General features: G+C 34.8%; 15 protein-coding genes and 1 pseudogene. 4 read left to right on the top strand and 12 right to left on the bottom strand.

The genetic code is table 11. From position 1 onward, the window contains the following. Positions 1–167 precede the first annotated feature (167 nt). The 10 genes and pseudogenes from OL234_RS03430 to OL234_RS03385 form a co-directional block, all read right to left on the bottom strand. A pseudogene (locus OL234_RS03430) lies at positions 168–1,622 on the bottom strand (YfcC family protein). Between the two features lie 33 nt (positions 1,623–1,655). Further along, complete coding sequence (arcC, locus tag OL234_RS03425; RefSeq protein WP_275469773.1) at positions 1,656–2,597, bottom strand: carbamate kinase; 942 nt, start codon at positions 2,595–2,597, stop codon at positions 1,656–1,658. Positions 2,598–2,628: 31 nt separating this feature from the next. Next, a complete protein-coding gene (argF, locus tag OL234_RS03420; RefSeq protein WP_275469772.1) occupies positions 2,629–3,648 on the bottom strand; it encodes an ornithine carbamoyltransferase in 1,020 nt (339 codons plus the stop codon). A 16-nt stretch (positions 3,649–3,664) separates the two neighbouring features. Continuing rightward, positions 3,665–4,891 carry an arginine deiminase gene (arcA, locus tag OL234_RS03415; RefSeq protein WP_275469771.1) on the bottom strand — a complete coding sequence of 409 codons (1,227 nt, stop codon included), beginning with the start codon at positions 4,889–4,891 and terminating at the stop codon, positions 3,665–3,667. Positions 4,892–5,462: 571 nt separating this feature from the next. After that, positions 5,463–5,804 carry a hypothetical protein gene (locus tag OL234_RS03410; RefSeq protein WP_275469770.1) on the bottom strand — a complete coding sequence of 114 codons (342 nt, stop codon included), beginning with the start codon at positions 5,802–5,804 and terminating at the stop codon, positions 5,463–5,465. Positions 5,805–5,828: 24 nt separating this feature from the next. After that, on the bottom strand, positions 5,829–6,512 hold the full coding sequence (gene lrgB / locus OL234_RS03405) for an antiholin-like protein LrgB (protein WP_275470107.1): 684 nt from the start codon (positions 6,510–6,512) through the stop codon (positions 5,829–5,831). Positions 6,513–6,533: 21 nt separating this feature from the next. Further along, a complete protein-coding gene (gene lrgA / locus OL234_RS03400) occupies positions 6,534–6,923 on the bottom strand; it encodes an antiholin-like murein hydrolase modulator LrgA (protein WP_275469769.1) in 390 nt (129 codons plus the stop codon). Positions 6,924–7,616: 693 nt separating this feature from the next. Further along, entirely contained in the window at positions 7,617–9,035 is a 1,419-nt protein-coding gene (locus OL234_RS03395; RefSeq protein WP_275469768.1) for a glycoside hydrolase family 1 protein, read from the bottom strand. 30 nt (positions 9,036–9,065) lie between these two features. Then, entirely contained in the window at positions 9,066–10,961 is a 1,896-nt protein-coding gene (locus OL234_RS03390; RefSeq protein ID WP_275469767.1) for a beta-glucoside-specific PTS transporter subunit IIABC, read from the bottom strand. A 142-nt stretch (positions 10,962–11,103) separates the two neighbouring features. Next, on the bottom strand, positions 11,104–11,949 hold the full coding sequence (locus OL234_RS03385; protein ID WP_275469766.1) for a PRD domain-containing protein: 846 nt from the start codon (positions 11,947–11,949) through the stop codon (positions 11,104–11,106). A gap of 357 nt (positions 11,950–12,306) precedes the next feature. Here OL234_RS03385 and OL234_RS03380 point away from each other — a divergent pair, with 357 nt between their 5' ends. The 3 genes from OL234_RS03380 to OL234_RS03370 all read left to right on the top strand — a co-directional run bounded on the left by OL234_RS03380 (position 12,307) and on the right by OL234_RS03370 (position 14,117). After that, a complete protein-coding gene (locus OL234_RS03380) occupies positions 12,307–12,885 on the top strand; it encodes a cysteine hydrolase family protein (protein ID WP_275469765.1) in 579 nt (192 codons plus the stop codon). 241 nt (positions 12,886–13,126) lie between these two features. Further along, on the top strand, positions 13,127–13,543 hold the full coding sequence (locus tag OL234_RS03375) for a hypothetical protein (protein WP_275469764.1): 417 nt from the start codon (positions 13,127–13,129) through the stop codon (positions 13,541–13,543). Positions 13,544–13,805: 262 nt separating this feature from the next. Next, complete coding sequence (locus tag OL234_RS03370) at positions 13,806–14,117, top strand: hypothetical protein (RefSeq protein ID WP_275469763.1); 312 nt, start codon at positions 13,806–13,808, stop codon at positions 14,115–14,117. Positions 14,118–14,360: 243 nt separating this feature from the next. Here OL234_RS03370 and lepA read toward each other — a convergent pair whose 3' ends face one another. Then, positions 14,361–16,196, bottom strand: coding sequence for a translation elongation factor 4 (lepA, locus tag OL234_RS03365; RefSeq protein WP_275469762.1), 1,836 nt, complete (start codon positions 16,194–16,196; stop codon positions 14,361–14,363). Between the two features lie 183 nt (positions 16,197–16,379). Here lepA and OL234_RS03360 point away from each other — a divergent pair, with 183 nt between their 5' ends. Continuing rightward, complete coding sequence (locus OL234_RS03360; RefSeq protein WP_275469761.1) at positions 16,380–17,600, top strand: GNAT family N-acetyltransferase; 1,221 nt, start codon at positions 16,380–16,382, stop codon at positions 17,598–17,600. 596 nt (positions 17,601–18,196) lie between these two features. Here OL234_RS03360 and OL234_RS03355 read toward each other — a convergent pair. Next, a complete protein-coding gene (locus OL234_RS03355; RefSeq protein ID WP_275469760.1) occupies positions 18,197–18,910 on the bottom strand; it encodes a nuclear transport factor 2 family protein in 714 nt (237 codons plus the stop codon). Positions 18,911–19,036: the final 126 nt, after the last annotated feature.

Raw genomic sequence — 19,036 nt, 5'->3', positions numbered from 1 at the left:
ACTACTATTTTTAGATTCCCATTTACCTTTAAAGGTTATGACACATACGACTAAATCAGATGATACTCCTTAAAACTAACTTATCTATATGATGGAAAAAAGAGGTACCTCTAGTATTTCTAGAAGTACCTCTTTTTATGCCATAAAGAATACAGACAAGCTTTACCTTATGTTACAAGTAACATCGAAATAACAAGTACAATCAAATTCATTAATGAAATAATAATCATTGGTTTGATAATAAATTTGAGCCACGTTGAGTAATTAATTTTTGCCGCTTCCAAACCTCCCATCACTACCCCAGAAGTCGGAGTAATAATATTGATTAGACCACACCCTGAGACAAAAATCATAATCATAACCTCTGGACTTAAACCAATACTGTGGGCTAGGCCTCCCATTACAGGAATTGATACATAAGCCAAACCAGAAGTTGATGGGATTAAGAAGCTTAAGGCTAGATAAAGTATGTAAGACATAATCACAAATAAAATAGGCGAAAGATGGGATAAACCACCCGCTGCTTTATCTAAAATATATAAATCTAAATGCGTTTGAGACATTAAAACTGAGGCTCCCCTAGCTACCACAATAATCATCACCACAGAAATTAAATCTTTAGCACCTGCTAAAAAAATATCAATAATCTCAGACTCAGAAAAGCGATTAATAACAGCAATAATAATCCCCATAAGGAAAAACCACATTGAAAGATCTCCAAAATACCAATCGCCAAAATTTTCACCTGTAATGACTGATGTCCATCCTTCAAAAAGTGTAACACCAAAGGTGTTCCATGGTATTAAAGAATCATCACAATAAAACATAAGGCAAACACACTTAAAACCAATTTATGTTTTTTAGTAAAGACTACTTCTTCCTTCGTTTCTTCACCAAATTCTGACATCATGATGTCTTGTTCTTGAAGTGATAAGATCGTCGAACCTTTGTCTGCTTTTACCTTCTTAGCATAACTCATCATGTACATAATACTAAATAACGTTGTAGTTGCCCAAATCACCGCTCCTATCAGTAACGTTAAACCTGTATTTACATCTATATCTATCCCCTTCAACGCATCCATCGCGACGCCTGTTGAAAAAGGATTGACCGTTGAGCCAATGATTCCGGCACTAGTTCCTAATAAAATCGTTCCGACTGCTACAATTGTGTCAAATCCTGAGGCGACTAAGGTGGCCGTAATTAAAATATAAAAAGGAATTGTTTCCTCTGCCATCCCCATAGGTTGAGCCACCAATCGAAAATAGTAACATTAAAATAGGAATAATAATTAATTCATTCCCTTTTAATTTTTTTACAACATGTTGAATTCCTGCCTCTAAGGCGCCTGTTTCTGTCACAATATTTAGAAAACCGCCTAAAACTAATATAAAGACACAAATATCAATGGCATCTCTAAAACCATTAAAAGGTGACATAATAATATCAGAAATTCTTGCGCCAATTACATGATCAACTGTTTCTGTACCACCTGGTGGAACAGTTGGAGCAAAAGTATTGCCAGCAACTACCCAAGTAATAATTGCTAGTACAAAAATAATAATAAAAAGGATACTAAATGACGATAGCGCCTTTTTATCTTTTTTCTTTTTTGCTACCACATTCCTCCCTCACTTTCCGCCAAGTAATCTTGGCTAACCGTCACTTATGACTGTTGTGCCCACACCTGCCAACTCAAACTGTGCTAATTTTTCTAATGATGTAATCATCGCTTTTTTATTAGCTCCTGACTTGACAAATGTTATGACCGCTTCAACTTTCGGTAACATACTACCTGGGGCAAATTGGCCAGCTTCTTTATATGTCTCTAATTCAGAAATAGAGACTTTTGTTAAGTCTCTTTGCTTATCAGTACCGTAGTCAAGTGCAACATAATCTACGCCTGTTAAAATAATTAAAGCATCTGCTCCCACTAATTCTGCTAGTTTTTCAGAGGCGAAGTCTTTGTCAATGACTGCTTCAATCCCTCTTAATAAAGGTTCCCTAACAACAGGAATACCACCTCCACCGGCGGAAATAGTAATCACTTGCTTCTCAAGGAGGTAAGTAATTATCTGGTGACCAATAATTTCAATTGGTCGCGGGCTTGGGACTACTTTTCGCCAACCTCTTCCCGCATCCTCAATGTAGCTACCTACTTTTTTATCTTTCAATATACACGCTTCTGATTCTGTATAAAAAGGGCCGATTGGTTTACTAGGATGATGAAATGCTGGATCTTTTTGATCAACTACTACTTGAGTCATAATGGTTGCAACCTGATTTTCTAACCCCTGATTCTGTAATTCATTTCTTAAGGCTTGCTCTAACCAATAACCGATACTTCCTTGTGTCATCGCTACGCAACTATCTAAAGGTAACGCTGGATTACTAGGACTATCAGCCTCGTTTTGTTGTAAAATCAAATTGCCTACTTGAGGACCATTTCCATGACTAATAACTAAACGGTAACCTTTTTTTACTAATGGTATCAGATGTTTAACCGTTTTTTTTAATGCTAATTGTTGAGCTTCTGCTGTAGGGTCATCAGTCAAAATCGCATTGCCACCTAAAGCAATCACCACTGTTTGAGTCATACTTGTTCCTCCCCGTCTATAGTGATTCTTACTAAACTTTTGGAATAAATAAGTGGCCTAGCGTAGCCGCCATGATTGCTTTGATTGAGTGCATTCTATTTTCAGCTTCATCAAATTGCCTACCGTAATCGCTTCTGAAAGCTTCATCTGTAATCTCCATCTCCTGTATACCAAATTGTTCAAGGACCATCTTGCCATATTCGGTCTCACTATCATGAAAGGCAGGCAAACAATGTAAAATAATCAAATTACCCTTAGCTTGTTTTGTTTTATTTATCATCTCACAGTTGATTTGATAAGGTGCTAATAAAGCTACTCGTTCTTCAAATTTATCTTCTTCCCCCATCGATACCCAAACATCGGTATACAAGATATTTGCTTTTTCGACTCCTTCTGAAACATCACTTGTCAAACAAATCTCGCTACCTGATAATTTAGCTTTTTCTTGAGCAATTGTAACAATATCCTGTTTGGGCAACAATGACTCAGGAGAACAAATGGTCACATTGACTCCTAAAATCGCTGAGGTTACCAATAAACTATTTGCCACATTATTACGTCCATCACCGACATAAACTAATTTCAATCCTTTTAAATAACCAAACTGCTCTTTGATAGTCATAAAATCAGCTATCATTTGAGTTGGATGCCAATCATCTGTGAGACCATTCCAAACAGGTACACCTGAATGTGTCGCTAACCCCTCTACTACTTTTTGACTAAACCCTCTAAATTCAATTCCGTCAAACATACTTCCTAACACTTTGGCAGTATCTTCAACCGATTCTTTTTTTCCTAATTGAATATCATTTTTTCCTAAAAATTCTGGGTGAGCACCTAAATCAATCGCAGCTGTTGTAAAAGCTGCTCTTGTACGAGTCGAGTTTTTTTCAAATAATAGGGCTATATTTTTGCCTTCTAAATAATGATGAGGAATCCCTTTTTGTTTCAATTTTTTTAAATGGATTGAAAAATCAATCAAATAGATTAGTTCTTCAGCTGTTAATTCCTGTTCTGATAAAATACTCCGATCTTGAAAAACACTTGTCATGTTAGTCTCCCCTTTATTAGATGTCTTCACGAACTAATGGCATACTCATACAACGAGGACCGCCGCGACCTCGAACGAGCTCACTTCCGGCAATGTAATTAAGTGTAACACCAGCTTCTTCTAAAGCTTTATTCGTTACCGGATTCCGATCATAAACAATGACTTCCCCTGGCGCAATAGCTAAGGTATTTGAACCATCATTCCACTGCTCCCTTGCAGCTGCCATAGGATCATTACCTCCACAACGAATTAGCTTAACTGTATCAATTTCTAAATATTTATTGAGAATCGCTTCCAGGCTATCACATTCTTTGATAATCTCTATTTTCCCGTCCACTGTTTCTGAAATAGAATAAACGGTCAAATCTCCTTCTATTTCTGGATGAATTGAAAATTTATCATAATCTAGCATAGTGAAAACAGTATCTAAATGCATGAATTTACGCTTACTTCCAATATCAAAAGCTAATAAGCGTTTAAAGCCAATTTTTTGTTCAAAAATATTTTTAGCTAACTTTTCAATAGATGCTACATCTGTCCTTTGTGACATTCCTAAGGCTAACAAATCTTTTGATAGTACTAATTCATCTCCGCCTTCAATTCTAGTTGAGTCATGACGATCATATAACATCGGAATATTACTATCTTTAAATCTTGGATGATAAGTAAAAATATATTTAGCGTAGAGTGTCTCTCGTCTACGAGTAACCGAATACATTTTATTGATAGACACACCTGTACCAAGGGTAGCAAAGGGATCTCTAGTAAAGTAGAGATTCGGCATTGGGTCAATTGCAAAAGGATAGTCTGATTCAATCATATCCGTTAGGCTTTTAGATTTTAACTCTTCCAAATCAGATTTTGGAATACCCGCCATTGTCACATCAATCAATTCTCGATTGGTTCTAATTGCATCTAATTTAGCTTGAATCATACGTGTTAAGCCCGTGCCCTTTATATTTGCTTCCTCTAAATAATCTTTAATAAAGGACGACCTGACGTCAGGTTCAGAAATAGCTTCTGCTGCTAAGTCTTCTAAATATACAACTTCGACCCCTTTTTTCCTCAATAAATCGGCAAAAGCATCATGCTCTTTTTGTGCCTGTGGTAGGTAAGGAATATCATCAAACAATAAATCATCAAGATAATCTGGCATTAAGTTTTCTAACTCTTTTCCTGGACGATGCAATAAAACTGTTTTTAATTTCCCTATTTCTGAAAAAACATTAATAGGTTGTGTCATAACTTTTCCTCCTTATTTCCTTTTCACAAGATAACAGACAGTTGACATCATACACAGTAATTGGCATTCTTCTAACAATAATGATAGAAATAAATCCAGCTTACTTATGCGATTAAACACATAAAAAAAGAGGTTGGACACTTTCGTCCAACCTCTTTGACATAGCTAAATAAAACACTGTCATCTCTGCAAAAACTTTAGAAAAAGACTCTTAGAAATAGTTACAAGTCTTAGAGATGGTGGTAGCATAAACTATGGCAACTTGATTAGACACTGATGATGTCAAAGTCAAAGCTTATTAACTAGATTCCCGTCTAGCTAATGAGCGCCTTTTTCATTTGATTTATTTCTATCTGACGCCATTGTACAAATAAATAAGACAAATAGTCAAGGTTAAATAAATTTCTTTCTTTTTAAATAACTCAAATATATTTTCAAAATAACCATGTAATCTACCATCGAGTTTTTAAAATTAACCTAAACCACCCTTTCCAATACCGAATAACAGCTAAAAATTATTATAAAAAAAGTAGTGACTAATTTAAACAATTAAGTAAGTTATGAGTCTCAGCTATATCGACTGACTAAATTCATAAAGCTCTAGATTCACAGTTTTAGCAAATGATTTTATCAATACTTTCATTTCAGTTTGTGTGAGGTCTTCAAGCAATGGCACTTCGGATCTTAAAAAATCATCAACAGTTGAAAAATGTAAATTGGCTACTGGTTCGACCAGTATTAATCTGTCTAAAGCAGACCAAATTTTATTTCTAACATCAAATTCCCAATTATGTTTGATACAAAATAAAGCACCTGAAATAGGCGTATCATCACTATCTCCTAGTATAGTTGAAATATCACGCAAAGCTTCAACTAATAAAAGTGGGTCTACTTTCAAATAATCATCAAACATCACACTCACTCCTTTGCATAATTTTTATATGCCAACAATAGTAATGAATAGCGGGATTATCAGAACGGTTACAACACCTACTACTACTACAGCAATACTTGCCATTGCTGCTTCAACCTCTCCCATTTCAATACTTATTGCCACACCAAGAGCATGTCCACTAGTCCCTAAGGCTAGTCCTCTTGCTATTGAATTTTTGATATTAAATAATTTTAGTATCATTTTCCCCATAGCGTAGACTATCACTGCATTAAAAATAACCGCAAAAGATGTAATAGCTGGTATGCCACCAATTGATTCCGATGCTGGCAGTGCGATAGCAGTTGTAGCGGCTTGAGGTAAAAGTGATAACATCACTTCTTTAGAGACATTTAATTGTTTTGTTATAATAAAAACAATGCCTAAAGAACAAATAGATCCAATAACAATCGCTAATAATATTTCTACAAGATTTTTTTTCAATACGTCTACTTGTTTGTATAACGGAATAGCAAAAGCAATAGTGGCTGGTTCTAAGAAAAAGTTTATGATTTTACCGCCTTGATTATATTCATCATAAGAAATATGAGCCACCTTCAAACAAACAATACCTAACACCATAGCAACAAATAGTGGGGTAAATAAGAAAAATCCTTTGCTCTTTTTAAATAAAAAACTACCGATTCCAAACGATACTAATGAAATCATAATACCTAAATGGGGTGTCATTTCCATTGATATCATCTCCTTTTAATTTTTATTTGACAAACCAATCACTTTCCTTATCCTTAATAGCAGTATTGTTGACCAACCTGTAACTGCTAATAATAAAACAGTCGCAATAAAAATAGTAAGTACTATTTGAATACCCGAATCTTTCATAATACCAAGTGACTTAACTACAGAAATGCCTGAGGGAACAAATAAAAAACTAACTAAGCCTGTTAACAATCCTCCTAATGATTCTACATGTTCTAACTTGATTATCTTAAATACTAATGCAAAAAATAAAAATACTAATCCCAATACAGATGCAGGTATCGGAATAAATAAAAACTTAGACACAACATTTGACAGTAACATGATGACAGTAAATACGAAAGCTTGTTGTAAAAATGAATACTTTTTCTCTTCTTCCATCTTTCTTACCTCCTTCACTATTTTTAACCTCACAAAATAAATTTTTGATTGCACTCATGACAAACACTAGAATCTTTCGATAAAAAAGTGATCCTAATAACGCTTATGTTTTGCTTATTTGAAAGTATTAATAAGAAAAAAATGATCACAGATGATATTGGTCGGGGCCATATACTATTTTTTGCCATTCATCACTTCCTTAAGTTATTTAAAAGTGATAGAAATAAATCATGCTTGCTCATCTACTTCAACACACCAAAAAAGAGGATGGACATTTTTGTCCAACCTCTTTGACATAGCTAAATAAAGCACTGTCATCCCACAAAATAAACCAGGAAACTTTATAAAAAGCTTCTTAGAAATATTTACAATTCTTAGAGATAATGGTAGCATATACTATGGCAACTTGATTAGACACTGATGATGTCAACTTCAAGGCTCATTAACTGGATTCCCGTCTAGCTAATGAGTGCCTTTTTATCTAATGTATTCCTATCTAGCATCATTGTACAAATACTTAAGGCAAATAGTCAAGAATAAAGAAAGCGCTTTCTTTATAAATAACCCAAATATACTTTCAAAATAACTGTCTAATTTTGCCTTTCTTTTTCATAGGTTAACATTAAATCAATCGCGCTCAATACTAATCTGCAACTCATACCGATAAAAAAGAGGCTCAAAAGAGCCTCTTTTTTATAAGCCATTATTTGTAATGACTTCTTTATACCAATTAAATGATTTTTTCTTCGAACGTTTCATCGTTCCATGACCTTCATCATCAAGATCTACATAGATGAAACCATATCGTTTGGACATTTCACCAGTTGAAGCACTGACTAAATCAATACACCCCCAAGGAGTGTAAGCCATTAGGTCAACACCATCAATGTTAATAGCTTTAGCCATTTCTTCAATGTGTAATTTTAAATAATCAATACGGTAATCATCATTGATAGAACCATCTTTTTCTACGTTATCACTAGCACCTAAGCCATTTTCAGAAATGTATAGTGGTACGCCATAACGACCATATAAATCACAAAGAGCTATACGTAACCCAACAGGATCAATTTCCCAGCCCCATTCACTTGCTTTAAGGAAGGGGTTTTTAGTACCACCAAAGAAATTACCACGAGCTTCTTCGCCAACTTCTGTACTTACAGTTGAAGACATATAGTAACTGAATGATAAATAATCAACTGTATGTTCTTTAATTAATGCTAATTCACCCTCAGCAATTTCTATCTCAATGCCATTTTTTTTAAAATATTTCAAGGCATAACTTGGGTATTCACCACGAACTTGTAGGTCATTGCAGTAGTAGTTAAGCAGACGATTTTCTTCTTCACGCTTAATAGCAGTTAATGGATTTGAATCCATCGTATACATAGTCGCATAGATACTCATACAGCCCATCATTATATTTGGATTTAATTCATGAGCCATTTTAGTAGCCAAAGAACTTGCTACAAATTGGTTATGTAACGCTTGGAAATTATCTTGAGGAACTGCTTCCCTCATAGCTGTACTAAAGAATGAGCCAAAGACTCCTGTATTAATTTCATTAAACGTCATCCAATACTTAACTTTTGTGTGGAAACGCTCTAAAATAACTTTGGCATAACGTTCAAATAATGCAATTAATTCACGATTTTTCCAACCACCATATTCTTTAACAAGATTTAGTGGTGTTTCATAATGAGACATTGTAATCGTTGGTTCAATGCCATATTTTAATAGCTCATCAATCACATTTTCATAGTGGCGTAACCCTGCTTCATTTGGTTCAGCATCATCCCCATTTGGGAAGATACGTGCCCAAGAGATCGACATACGGAATGTTTTAAACCCCATCTCAGCAAACATTGCAATATCTTCTTTATAACGATTGTAAAAATCAATCCCTTTGTGGTTTGGATAAGTATAATTATCTCTATCAATTTCAAGCGGGAATTCGCCTGACATTAATAAACCTAAACGCTCTTTTCCTCCTGGTGAGACATCAGCAATTGTTAATCCTTTACCATCTACATCATAAGCACCCTCACACTGGTTAGCGGCTGTTGCACCTCCCCATAAGAAACCTTTTGGAAATGTTGTTTTTACTGTCATTTATTTTTTCCTCCTCATAATTATCATTATTTAAATAATGTGAACTAATTCTTCTTCTTTAAAAATAATTCCTTCCTCTTGAGCTGGTGACACATCTGTATAATTTAAAGTATTTGTTACAATCACCATGGTAGTAATATCAACACCTTTAGCTAACAATCCTTCAAAATCAACTGTACCTAATAATTGCCCTTTTTCAACATGACTCCCGACGACTAGCTCTAGATTAAAGCCCTCGCCACCTAATTCAACAGTATCAATTCCAATATGCACGAGTACTTCAACACCATTATCACCTAAGATTCCGATAGCATGTTTAGATTCTGGAAAAAGTTTAATTTCACCAGAAATCGGGGCATAAACCTCTTTTTCAGTTGGAACAATTGCAATACCTTTACCAACGAGCTCTTGAGCAAATGTTTCATCTGCTACGTTTTTAAGTAACATGATTTTACCATTTAACGGTGAAAAAATACGATTTTTTTCAACTGGATCAACAACTATTTCTGGTTTTTCTTCAACAAGTATTTCCTCTTCCACTTCTTCCTTAAAGCCTAATACTAAAGTGAAAATGAAAGAAAGTAACCAACTTAAAGCCAGCGCAACAATAAACCACACGACATTCATCGTATCTTTATCGTGAATAAAAGCAGGGATTGAAAATAAACCTGGCATTCCACCACCGCCATAAGCTTTTAAATTCATAAATGTTGAAAATCCACCTGCAATACCACCACCAGCTAAAGCAGCGTAAAAGGGTCTTTTTAGTTTTAACGTAACACCATACATAGCAGGTTCCGTGATACCAATTGAAGCAGAAATACCTGATGAAATAGCAATTTGGCGCATAGATGAATTTTTAGTTCTTAATACAACTGCAAAAGCTGAACCCGATTGAGCTAAATTAGTGACTGAATTTATTGGTGTGACGACATTTTCAAACCCATTTTTAGCATAGCTTGTTAATGAAATAGGAGCAAGCGAGTAATGCATCCCAGTAATGACTAATAATGGATAGGTCGCTCCTAAAACCAGTCCAGCAAATGGACCACCCACTTCAAATAACCAAGCAATCCCATCACCTACAAAATTACCTGCATAGGTTCCAATTGGACCAATAATAACCATGGCAATCGGGAAGGTAATCAGTAAGGCGACCATCGGAGTAAACATTAAAGTTAGGCTATCTGGCATCCATTTTTTTACCCAATTAACCACATACTTTAAAACGACTACTGAAAAAATAATTGGTAAAACTGAGCTTGCATAGCTTACTAAGGGTAAAGGGATCACACCAAACATATGCCATGGAGCCGGTGCTTCACCTCCAGTAAAACTAGCTTGCATCGCATTTTGTGCTGCTGTTAAATACGTTGGATACATCATCGCACCTGCTAATGCTAGAGATAGATATTCACTTGTTCTAAACTTACGTGCTGTTGAGACTGCCAATAAGAATGGTAAGAAATAAAGAACTGAATCAGCCAGTCCATAAATCACTTGATAGGATGAACTTTCAGCAGTAGTCCAACCAAAAATCACTGCCAGTGCTAAAAATCCTTTTAATAAACCTGTCCCTGCTAAAGCTGGAACAATTGGGGTAAATATTGCTGAAATAATATCAAATAATTTCGATAAAAAACCTTCATCGCTGTTAGTTATGTCTCCTTGATCAGAATCTCCTACAATTAAATCTACCTCTTCAAAAACATCTGCCACCGTATTCCCAATAATCACTTGAAATTGGTCACCTGAAAATTGTGCACCCATGACACCTGGTATTTTTTTAATTTTATCAATTGGAATATTATTTTTATCCTTTAAATTAAAACGTAAACGTGTGACACAGTGCCACGCATTATTGATATTTTCCTTCCCACCGATTGCTTCTACTACCTGAGTCGCAGTTTCCTTATAATTTGACAACTTTTTCACTCCTTCAAATTCTTAATTGATTTTTATATATAAAAAAAGAATAATGAAATACAGAATAGACTCAAAGAGTCTGTCTGTGAATTTCATTATTCAGTAATGCCTGATCGAATCAGTAACAAGCCAAATAATAAGCTTATATTTGTTTAATACGTTTTAAATGAACCGTGAGATAGATTTTTTCTTCTTCTGATAGCCACCAGTCTTCTTTAATTTTTAAAAAATCGGCTATTTTTTCAGCCATTTGATATTCTTCTGGGTATTTCATTTGATACATTTTGACTAGGTCATCATCCATTTCATCTGTATAGCTTTGATTATCAAGCTTACGAAGCATAAAATACCTTAGATGATTGACAAACTTACCATGAGCAAACAAATTAGGATCCAAAGACATTTGAAACTGATATTCTACTAACTTTACAATTTGTTTAATTAATTTGATAGCTTGAACAGTGTCTCCGATACTACTATTTTTATTAGAAGCATTAACAAAGTGATTCGTTAAAAATTCCTTCTCTGACTCATCAAGCTCAAAATCTAAACTATCGTTAATAAGTTTTAAAGATTTTGTTGCTAAAGCAAATTCTTTCGGATGAATTTTACGCAACTCCCAATAATTTAAAACGGGATAATCAATGCCTTCTTCATGACGTTTAATAGCATAATCAATGTGATCTGCCAAAATAAGATAGTGCGCGTTATCAAACTCAATCTCTAATTCATCTTTTGCTAATTGACTGACTTTTGTTGTTAGTTCGACCACTTGTGACCGCATTTCAGACAATACTTTAATATCTTGATTAGAACTCAAATCATTTTTTAAAATATAACGACGATCAAGATCATCTTCGTTTAAACTATCACCTGCTGAAGAAGAGAAGCCAATTCCTTTACCTAGTACAACATACTCTGTGCCAGTATCATCTTTTGCAAAAGCAACATTATTATTTATTTTTTTAATAAACTCCAGTTTTACCACCTCCCTAAGAAAAAAACCTACAAAAACAAGACACAATTGTGGTTTGTTTTTGTAGGTTATGCCTGATCGAATCAGTAACAATCCTATTAGATTTACTTTATAAGTAAATAATAGCAAACTAACATACTTTTGGCAAGCGCTCACAAAAAATACTTATTTTAAATTTTTAAGAGCTGTTAGCTCAAACGAAAACTATATGGGAAAAGAAAGTAATAAACTAATATGAACTTCACTTCTGTCCTATAAATGCTATTACTTATTTTGTTAATTTAAAAACTTAACAGTGTACATATCTACGCCTACCATGTACACTACATCTAATACTTTAATCAGATATATGAGAAGGAGCTGTTAGTTATGGGGAATCATGCACTACTGATCATCGATGTGCAAAAGGCATTTAATGACAAGTCATTTGGGAACCGAAATAACCTTAATGCTGAACGCAACATGGAAACTATTTTAAATAAAGCCAGACAAAAAAACTGGCCGATTATTCATATTCAACACGTCTCTGATGATTCAACATCACTATTTTATAATAAAGGAAATACTGTCTTATTTAAAAAAGAAACCACTCCCCTACCCGACGAACCTATTTTTCAAAAAAAAGTAAATAATGCATTTATTGGGACTGAGTTAGAAGTTTATTTACAAGCAAAAAAGATAACCTCACTAGTGATTATTGGACTTACAACACCTCACTGTGTCTCAACAGCGACCCGTATGAGTGGTAATTTGGGATATAACACTTGTTTAATATCAGATGCAACCGCTGCATTCGATCTCTATGATGAAAAAAATAATCTTATCGATGCTCACATTATTCATAACATTTCTCTTGCAACCCTCCATAATGAATTTGCAAACGTGTTAACAACAAATGAACTATTAAACGACATGACTACTATGAAACCATCTTCTATACTGTTATGACCTCTGCCAATCTAATTCATTCAGATCATCAATACGTCTCTAATCTTGATATTGCTTCACTAAATGATAACGAGGTAAAAAAAGCTATCCGAAAAAATATGGTGAAATAAATTATTTTTTATAAGCCGACCTCAATAAATTTGAATACCAAGAAAAAGAGAAATCTTTTAAATAGGACTCTCTTTTTCTTTAATATGCTATACTTGGCGAATAATTAGTTGGAGAATGAGGAGGAATGATTATGATAGGCAATTCAATTTGGTTACCCTATATATTAGCTTGCGTTTATCTTCTATTTATTTGTGTCACTACTTTTGGAACAAAGATGTTTAAGCCATTTATAATTTATGGGATTGTAATGCAAAGTTTATTCCTAGCCTATTGGCTTTTCACAAGATCAAAATTACAGGGCGTCAGCGGGGGAGAAAACATGCCCTTGTACATGCAGTTATTAAGCGTTGTTGAATACTCTTACTTTTTACTTGTCGCCCCCATTTTCGGTGCAATAAGTGTCCGAACTCTTACCTTTTTCAAAAAAAACACCATCGACAATATAACTAGAGCTGTTGCAAGTTCATTTTTTATTATTTTATTTGCTAGTGTTGCCTATCTGTTAGGGTATGCTTTTATTATTATATATTATGGTTTTGCACCATAGAAATATAACTGATACTATTTAAGAACTCTACTAAAAATTTACAAGATTTCACAAGTAAAAGAGCCTAGAACTAGGTCTTTTCAAATGGCTATTCAAGTACACACCTTGCTTGTGCGTTTTAAAATATATTAGAATAATCCTGAAAAAAACTGGTATTAAAACTTTTCAGGAGGTCACTTGGTTTAAGTTAACATTATGTAGACAAAAAATGTTTTTATTTTATAAAAGACACCATGAATAATATAAATTTCTGGAGGTGGGAATGACGGATATACTTATTTTGAGTACTATAGTTATAAGTTTTTTATCTTTAATATTACCTTTGATAGCTTTGGTTTCTAAAAAGAAAGCACCTAAAAAAATATTGATATCCGTTATCAGTATTACGTTATGTGCATTTTCAAATTTTCTATGGATTATTTATACTTATCTTTTAGTTAAAAACAATAATCTTAATACTTTAGAAGATACAATCGGTGGCGTGATATTCGGAAGCAGCATTGTTTTTATAGGCATGATTATTATAAACTCAATAATATTTTTATCTAGTAAAAAAAAGAAATGCCCTCACTAATCAAAGTAAGGGTTTCTTTTTATTCTCTACCTCTATAAATAATGATTTCAACTGTTCCAATCATTTTAATTCGACATAAAAAAACTGTTGCTTACTGAAAAACTGTAGTCGAAAATATAACTAGCCCTGAAGCACTTTTGTAAACAAATTAAAAAATGCCCACAACTTTTTCAAGCGTAGGCAAAATGTGGACATTAAGCTAATTTCAGCTTACTTTTATTTTAAAAAAAGGATTATAAACGCTTATTTTTTCGGTTCGTCTTCATCCATTTTAAGAACGGCCATAAAGGCGTCTTGTGGCACTTCAACTGATCCGATTTGTTTCATACGTTTTTTACCATCTTTTTGTTTCTCAAGCAATTTACGTTTACGTGAAACATCCCCACCATAACATTTTGCCAATACGTTTTTACGTAAGGCTTTAATGTCACTACGTGCTACAATTTTTTGACCAATCGCTGCTTGGATTGGCACTTCAAATTGTTGACGAGGAATTAGTTTTTTCAGTTTCTCAACGATCGCTTTACCACGTTCAAAAGCGAAGTCTCTATGAACGATGAAGCTTAACGCATCGACATTTTCGCCATTTAATAAGATATCCATCTTCACTAGGCGGCTTGTTTTATAGCCAATAATCTCATAATCAAGAGAGGCATAGCCTTTTGTACTTGATTTTAATTTATCGAAGAAATCAAAGACAATCTCTGATAATGGTAATTCATAGACCACATTGACACGATAATCATCTAAGTAATCCATTGTTAAGAAATCACCACGTTTACGTTGTGATAACTCCATGACAGCTCCAACGTATTCATTCGGCACCATAATTGACGCTTTAACATATGGTTCTTCCACGGACGCAATTTTGACTGGTTCTGGAAAGTCTGAAGGATTATCAACTGTAATTTTAGAGCCATCTGTTTGGTTGACATGATAAATTACTGAGGGTGCTGTGGTGATTAATTCTAAGTTAAACTCACGTTCAAGACGTTCTTGAACAACATCCATATGTAATAACCCTAGGAAACCACAACGGAAACCAAAGCCTAGAGCTTGTGATGTTTCAGGTTCAAAATCAAGGGCTGAATCGTTTAATTGTAATTTTTCTAGTGCTTCACGTAAATCATTATAACGGGCTGTGTCAATTGGATAAAGCCCACAGTAAACCATCGGTGTCATCTTACGGTATCCAGCCAGAGCTTCTTCCGCTGGATTATTTGCTAGAGTAATCGTATCCCCAACTTGTGTATCTTTAACAGTCTTGATACCGGCCGTAATATAACCAACATCCCCAACCATTAAGAAATCACGGCTAATTGGTTTTGGTGAAAAGATACCGACATCAATTACTTCAAACTTTTTACCATTTTGCATCAGCATAATTTCGTCACCAGGTTTAACCATCCCATCCGTAATACGGACATTCAGGATAACCCCACGGTAACTATCGTAAACGGAGTCAAAGATCAGGGCTTTAAGTGGCGCGTTTAAGTCACCTGTTGGCGCTGGAACATACTCCACGATTTGTTCTAAGATATCTTCAATCCCGATACCAGCTTTAGCACTAGCTAAGACTGCTTCACTGGCATCAATCCCTACAACATCTTCGATTTCTCCACGTACACGCTCTGGATCAGCGGCCGGCAAATCAATTTTATTGATAACAGGTAAGATTTCCAAATCATTGTCTAAGGCTAAATAAACATTTGCCAAAGTTTGAGCTTCAATCCCTTGCGCCGCATCAACAACTAAAATAGCCCCTTCACAGGCAGCTAAGCTTCGTGATACTTCATAAGTAAAATCCACGTGTCCTGGTGTGTCAATCAAATGGAAGATATAATCTTCGCCATCTTTAGCAGTATAAGTCAACTCTACTGCATTTAATTTGATTGTGATGCCACGTTCACGCTCTAAGTCCATTGAGTCCAACAATTGATTTTGCATTTCACGATCACTTACTGTTTCAGTATGTTGTAAAATACGGTCAGCTAAGGTCGACTTACCGTGATCGATATGGGCAATAATTGAGAAATTACGAATTTTCTCTTGCCTCTGTTTCATTTCTTCTATATTCATGGTATTTACCTACTTTCTATTCAATCAGCACTGTTAATTATAGCAAGCTTCTAGGGACTTGAAAAGAGTAAAGGCAGAGTTTATCGAATCATTCGTTCTGTTCTTTTTAATTTGGTAAGCATTTTTTTCATAATTCCTAGGAAATTTGGTATAATATAACCACTAATGAAGAGAGGTAATAACATGAACCGTGAACAAATTCGGGAAAATTTAGAAATTAAACCCGTCGAATTAAAACATTTAAAACAATTTAACGAGCTTTTGCGCTATGTTTTCCAAGTAACAGATTCAGATATTGAAGAAGGCGGTTATGAGGACGAAGGAGAAATAACAAAAGCTAAACGACCTGTTTTAAAATCAGCTGACGTCCTTGGCTGGTTTAATGATGACAAATTAATTTCACAAATTGCCGTCTATCCTTGTCAAGTCAACATTCATAATACGATTTATGATATGGGTGGCGTGACAGGTGTCGGAACTTACCCTGAGTATGCTAGTCTTGGATTGATGAAAGACTTAATCAAACTTGCCTTAACAGGAATGCGTGAAAAAGGGCAATGGATTTCATACTTATATCCATACAATATCCCCTACTATCGTCGCAAAGGCTGGGAAATCATGTCTGATCACATGACCTTTAAAATCAAAGATACTCAACTACCTAAACCACAAACAACAACTGGCTCAGTCGAGCGTTTAGAATTTGACCACCCAGATGTTATTGCTGTTTATGATAAATTTGCCAATCAAACCCATGGTGCTATGGTTAGAAGCGACCTTAACTGGGATGAATATTGGCGTTGGGAAAATGAAGGAGAACGGACAGCTGCCGTTTACTACAATGAAAAAAATGAACCGACTGGTTTCTGTTTCTACTGGATTGCTGAAGAAGTTTTCCACATTAAGGAAATGATCTATCTGAATCAAGAAGCTCGAACTGGGCTTTGGAACTTCATTTCCGCCCATTTCTCAATGATCAACTACGTCCAAGGGTCAACCTATAAAAACGAACCTCTTGCCTTTTTATTTGAAGATAGTGATATCAAAGAAACTATTACGCCTTTCTTCATGGCACGAATCGTTGACGTCAAAGAATTTCTACAACATTATCCCTTTGACAGCTCAGTTGCACCCTTTCATTTTGTTGTAGAAGACCCGATTGCCGAATGGAACAACGGTACCTTTAGCCTAAGTTGGAACGATGACGAAGAAGTAACTGTCACACGTGAAGCTATTGGTGAGCCCGTCGTCCTAGATATCCAAACACTCTCAACCATGATGATGAGCTATAAACGTCCAACCTATCTAGCTCAAATCGACAGACTCACAACTGATCGGAAAACACTCCGCTCACTAGAACGCATCATCCCTAACCAAAGTGCCTACTTCAGTGACTACTTCTAAAGGTGCTTTTGCTGACGCTTTGATTTGAGTAATTGGAGATACTTAACTTAATCGGTACTTTCGATTAAATTAAGTGTTGAAATCACCGAAAATCAGTCAGAAAAAGCCCGTAAGTAAGGTATAAAAAAATTTGTTCTGCTCTAAGTAACTGAAAATTTGAGATAAAACGGCACTTTTGATTCCTCTCAAATTGAAGTTACCGAAAGAGCAGAATTTTTTTACGCGTCAAAAAAGGTGTTAGAGTGGACGTTTTGGCTAGAATCGTTGGAAAGACCACTCGAACCCGTGAATAAAGCTATTAAACTGATCACTTTATTTTGAAATGTTGAATGTTCCCATAGATCTTATTCCAGATCTGACAATTTATCCTTATAATAAAAAAGACCAACCGTTATGGGTGAACGGCTGGTCTTTTTTCGCTTTCTAAAAGCATCTTAATCTGTTGCGACAAATTAATATGCAGTGGACTTAATCCAACTACATCTTAACACCTATAAACACATAAAACACTCCATTATTCATGATATAACTGAGGTTTGAAGGTCAACCATGACAGTACGAACTTCTGTTGCACCATTAAATAATTTTGTCACTTACTAAAACATTGCTTTAGGATTAGGAGCGTCTGTTGGCATTGGTTGTAATACATCCCAATGCTCAACTATTTTACCCTCTTTGACTCTAAATAAATCAAATCCGACTGTGCCAGGGTCTTCATCACTAACTGTTACCAAGTTATGAATTCCAACTAGATCATCTTCCGCCACAACATGTACTACTTTAAATTCAGCATTTTTCAAGTCGCCTTGGAATAATCCGCCAAAGACTTCTTTAAAAATCTCACGACCATCTAATACACCTGGATTATGTTGAATATACTCATCTTCTGAAATATAACGATCAACAGCTGAAATATCTTTACCATTAAAAAATTCTTGCCAAAAAGTTAAAACTAACTCTTTATTGGTGATGACATCGACCTTGTCATCTATCAATTTAAAGGTTCCTTTATGAGCCATTGTTGCCCGATCACCATATTCAACACTATCTGGCCATGTCATAAATGCATACACCTGCCCATGATTTAAGTTAATGATATGTGTGACAGTTGTCCCAGTAGCTTCAACCCAACTCACACTTATCATTCCGCTTTTTTGATCTTGTAATTCAATTTTAACTACTTCTGTCTTTCCTTGATCTTCTTCCCGTAAAGAAGTATAGCGCATTTGATTCGCGTCTAAATATTCTAATTTAAAATGATAACCTGTTTCAAATAAGACTTCTGCTATTCTACCTGTTAAATCTGCCATGTTACTCACTCCTCAATCTTTATTAATCAATAGCTCATGCGAGTTACAAATAAAACTTGTAGCTGTATCAGTTATTTCACAATTTAAATATACACCCATTAACGAACGATTAGCAAATGATATTAC

This window comes from Vagococcus intermedius (assembly GCF_029144185.1).
Classification (GTDB): domain Bacteria; phylum Bacillota; class Bacilli; order Lactobacillales; family Vagococcaceae; genus Vagococcus_D; species Vagococcus_D intermedius.
The sequence above is the reverse complement of the archived record's forward strand: the minus strand, read 5'-3'. Positions and strand labels throughout refer to the sequence as shown.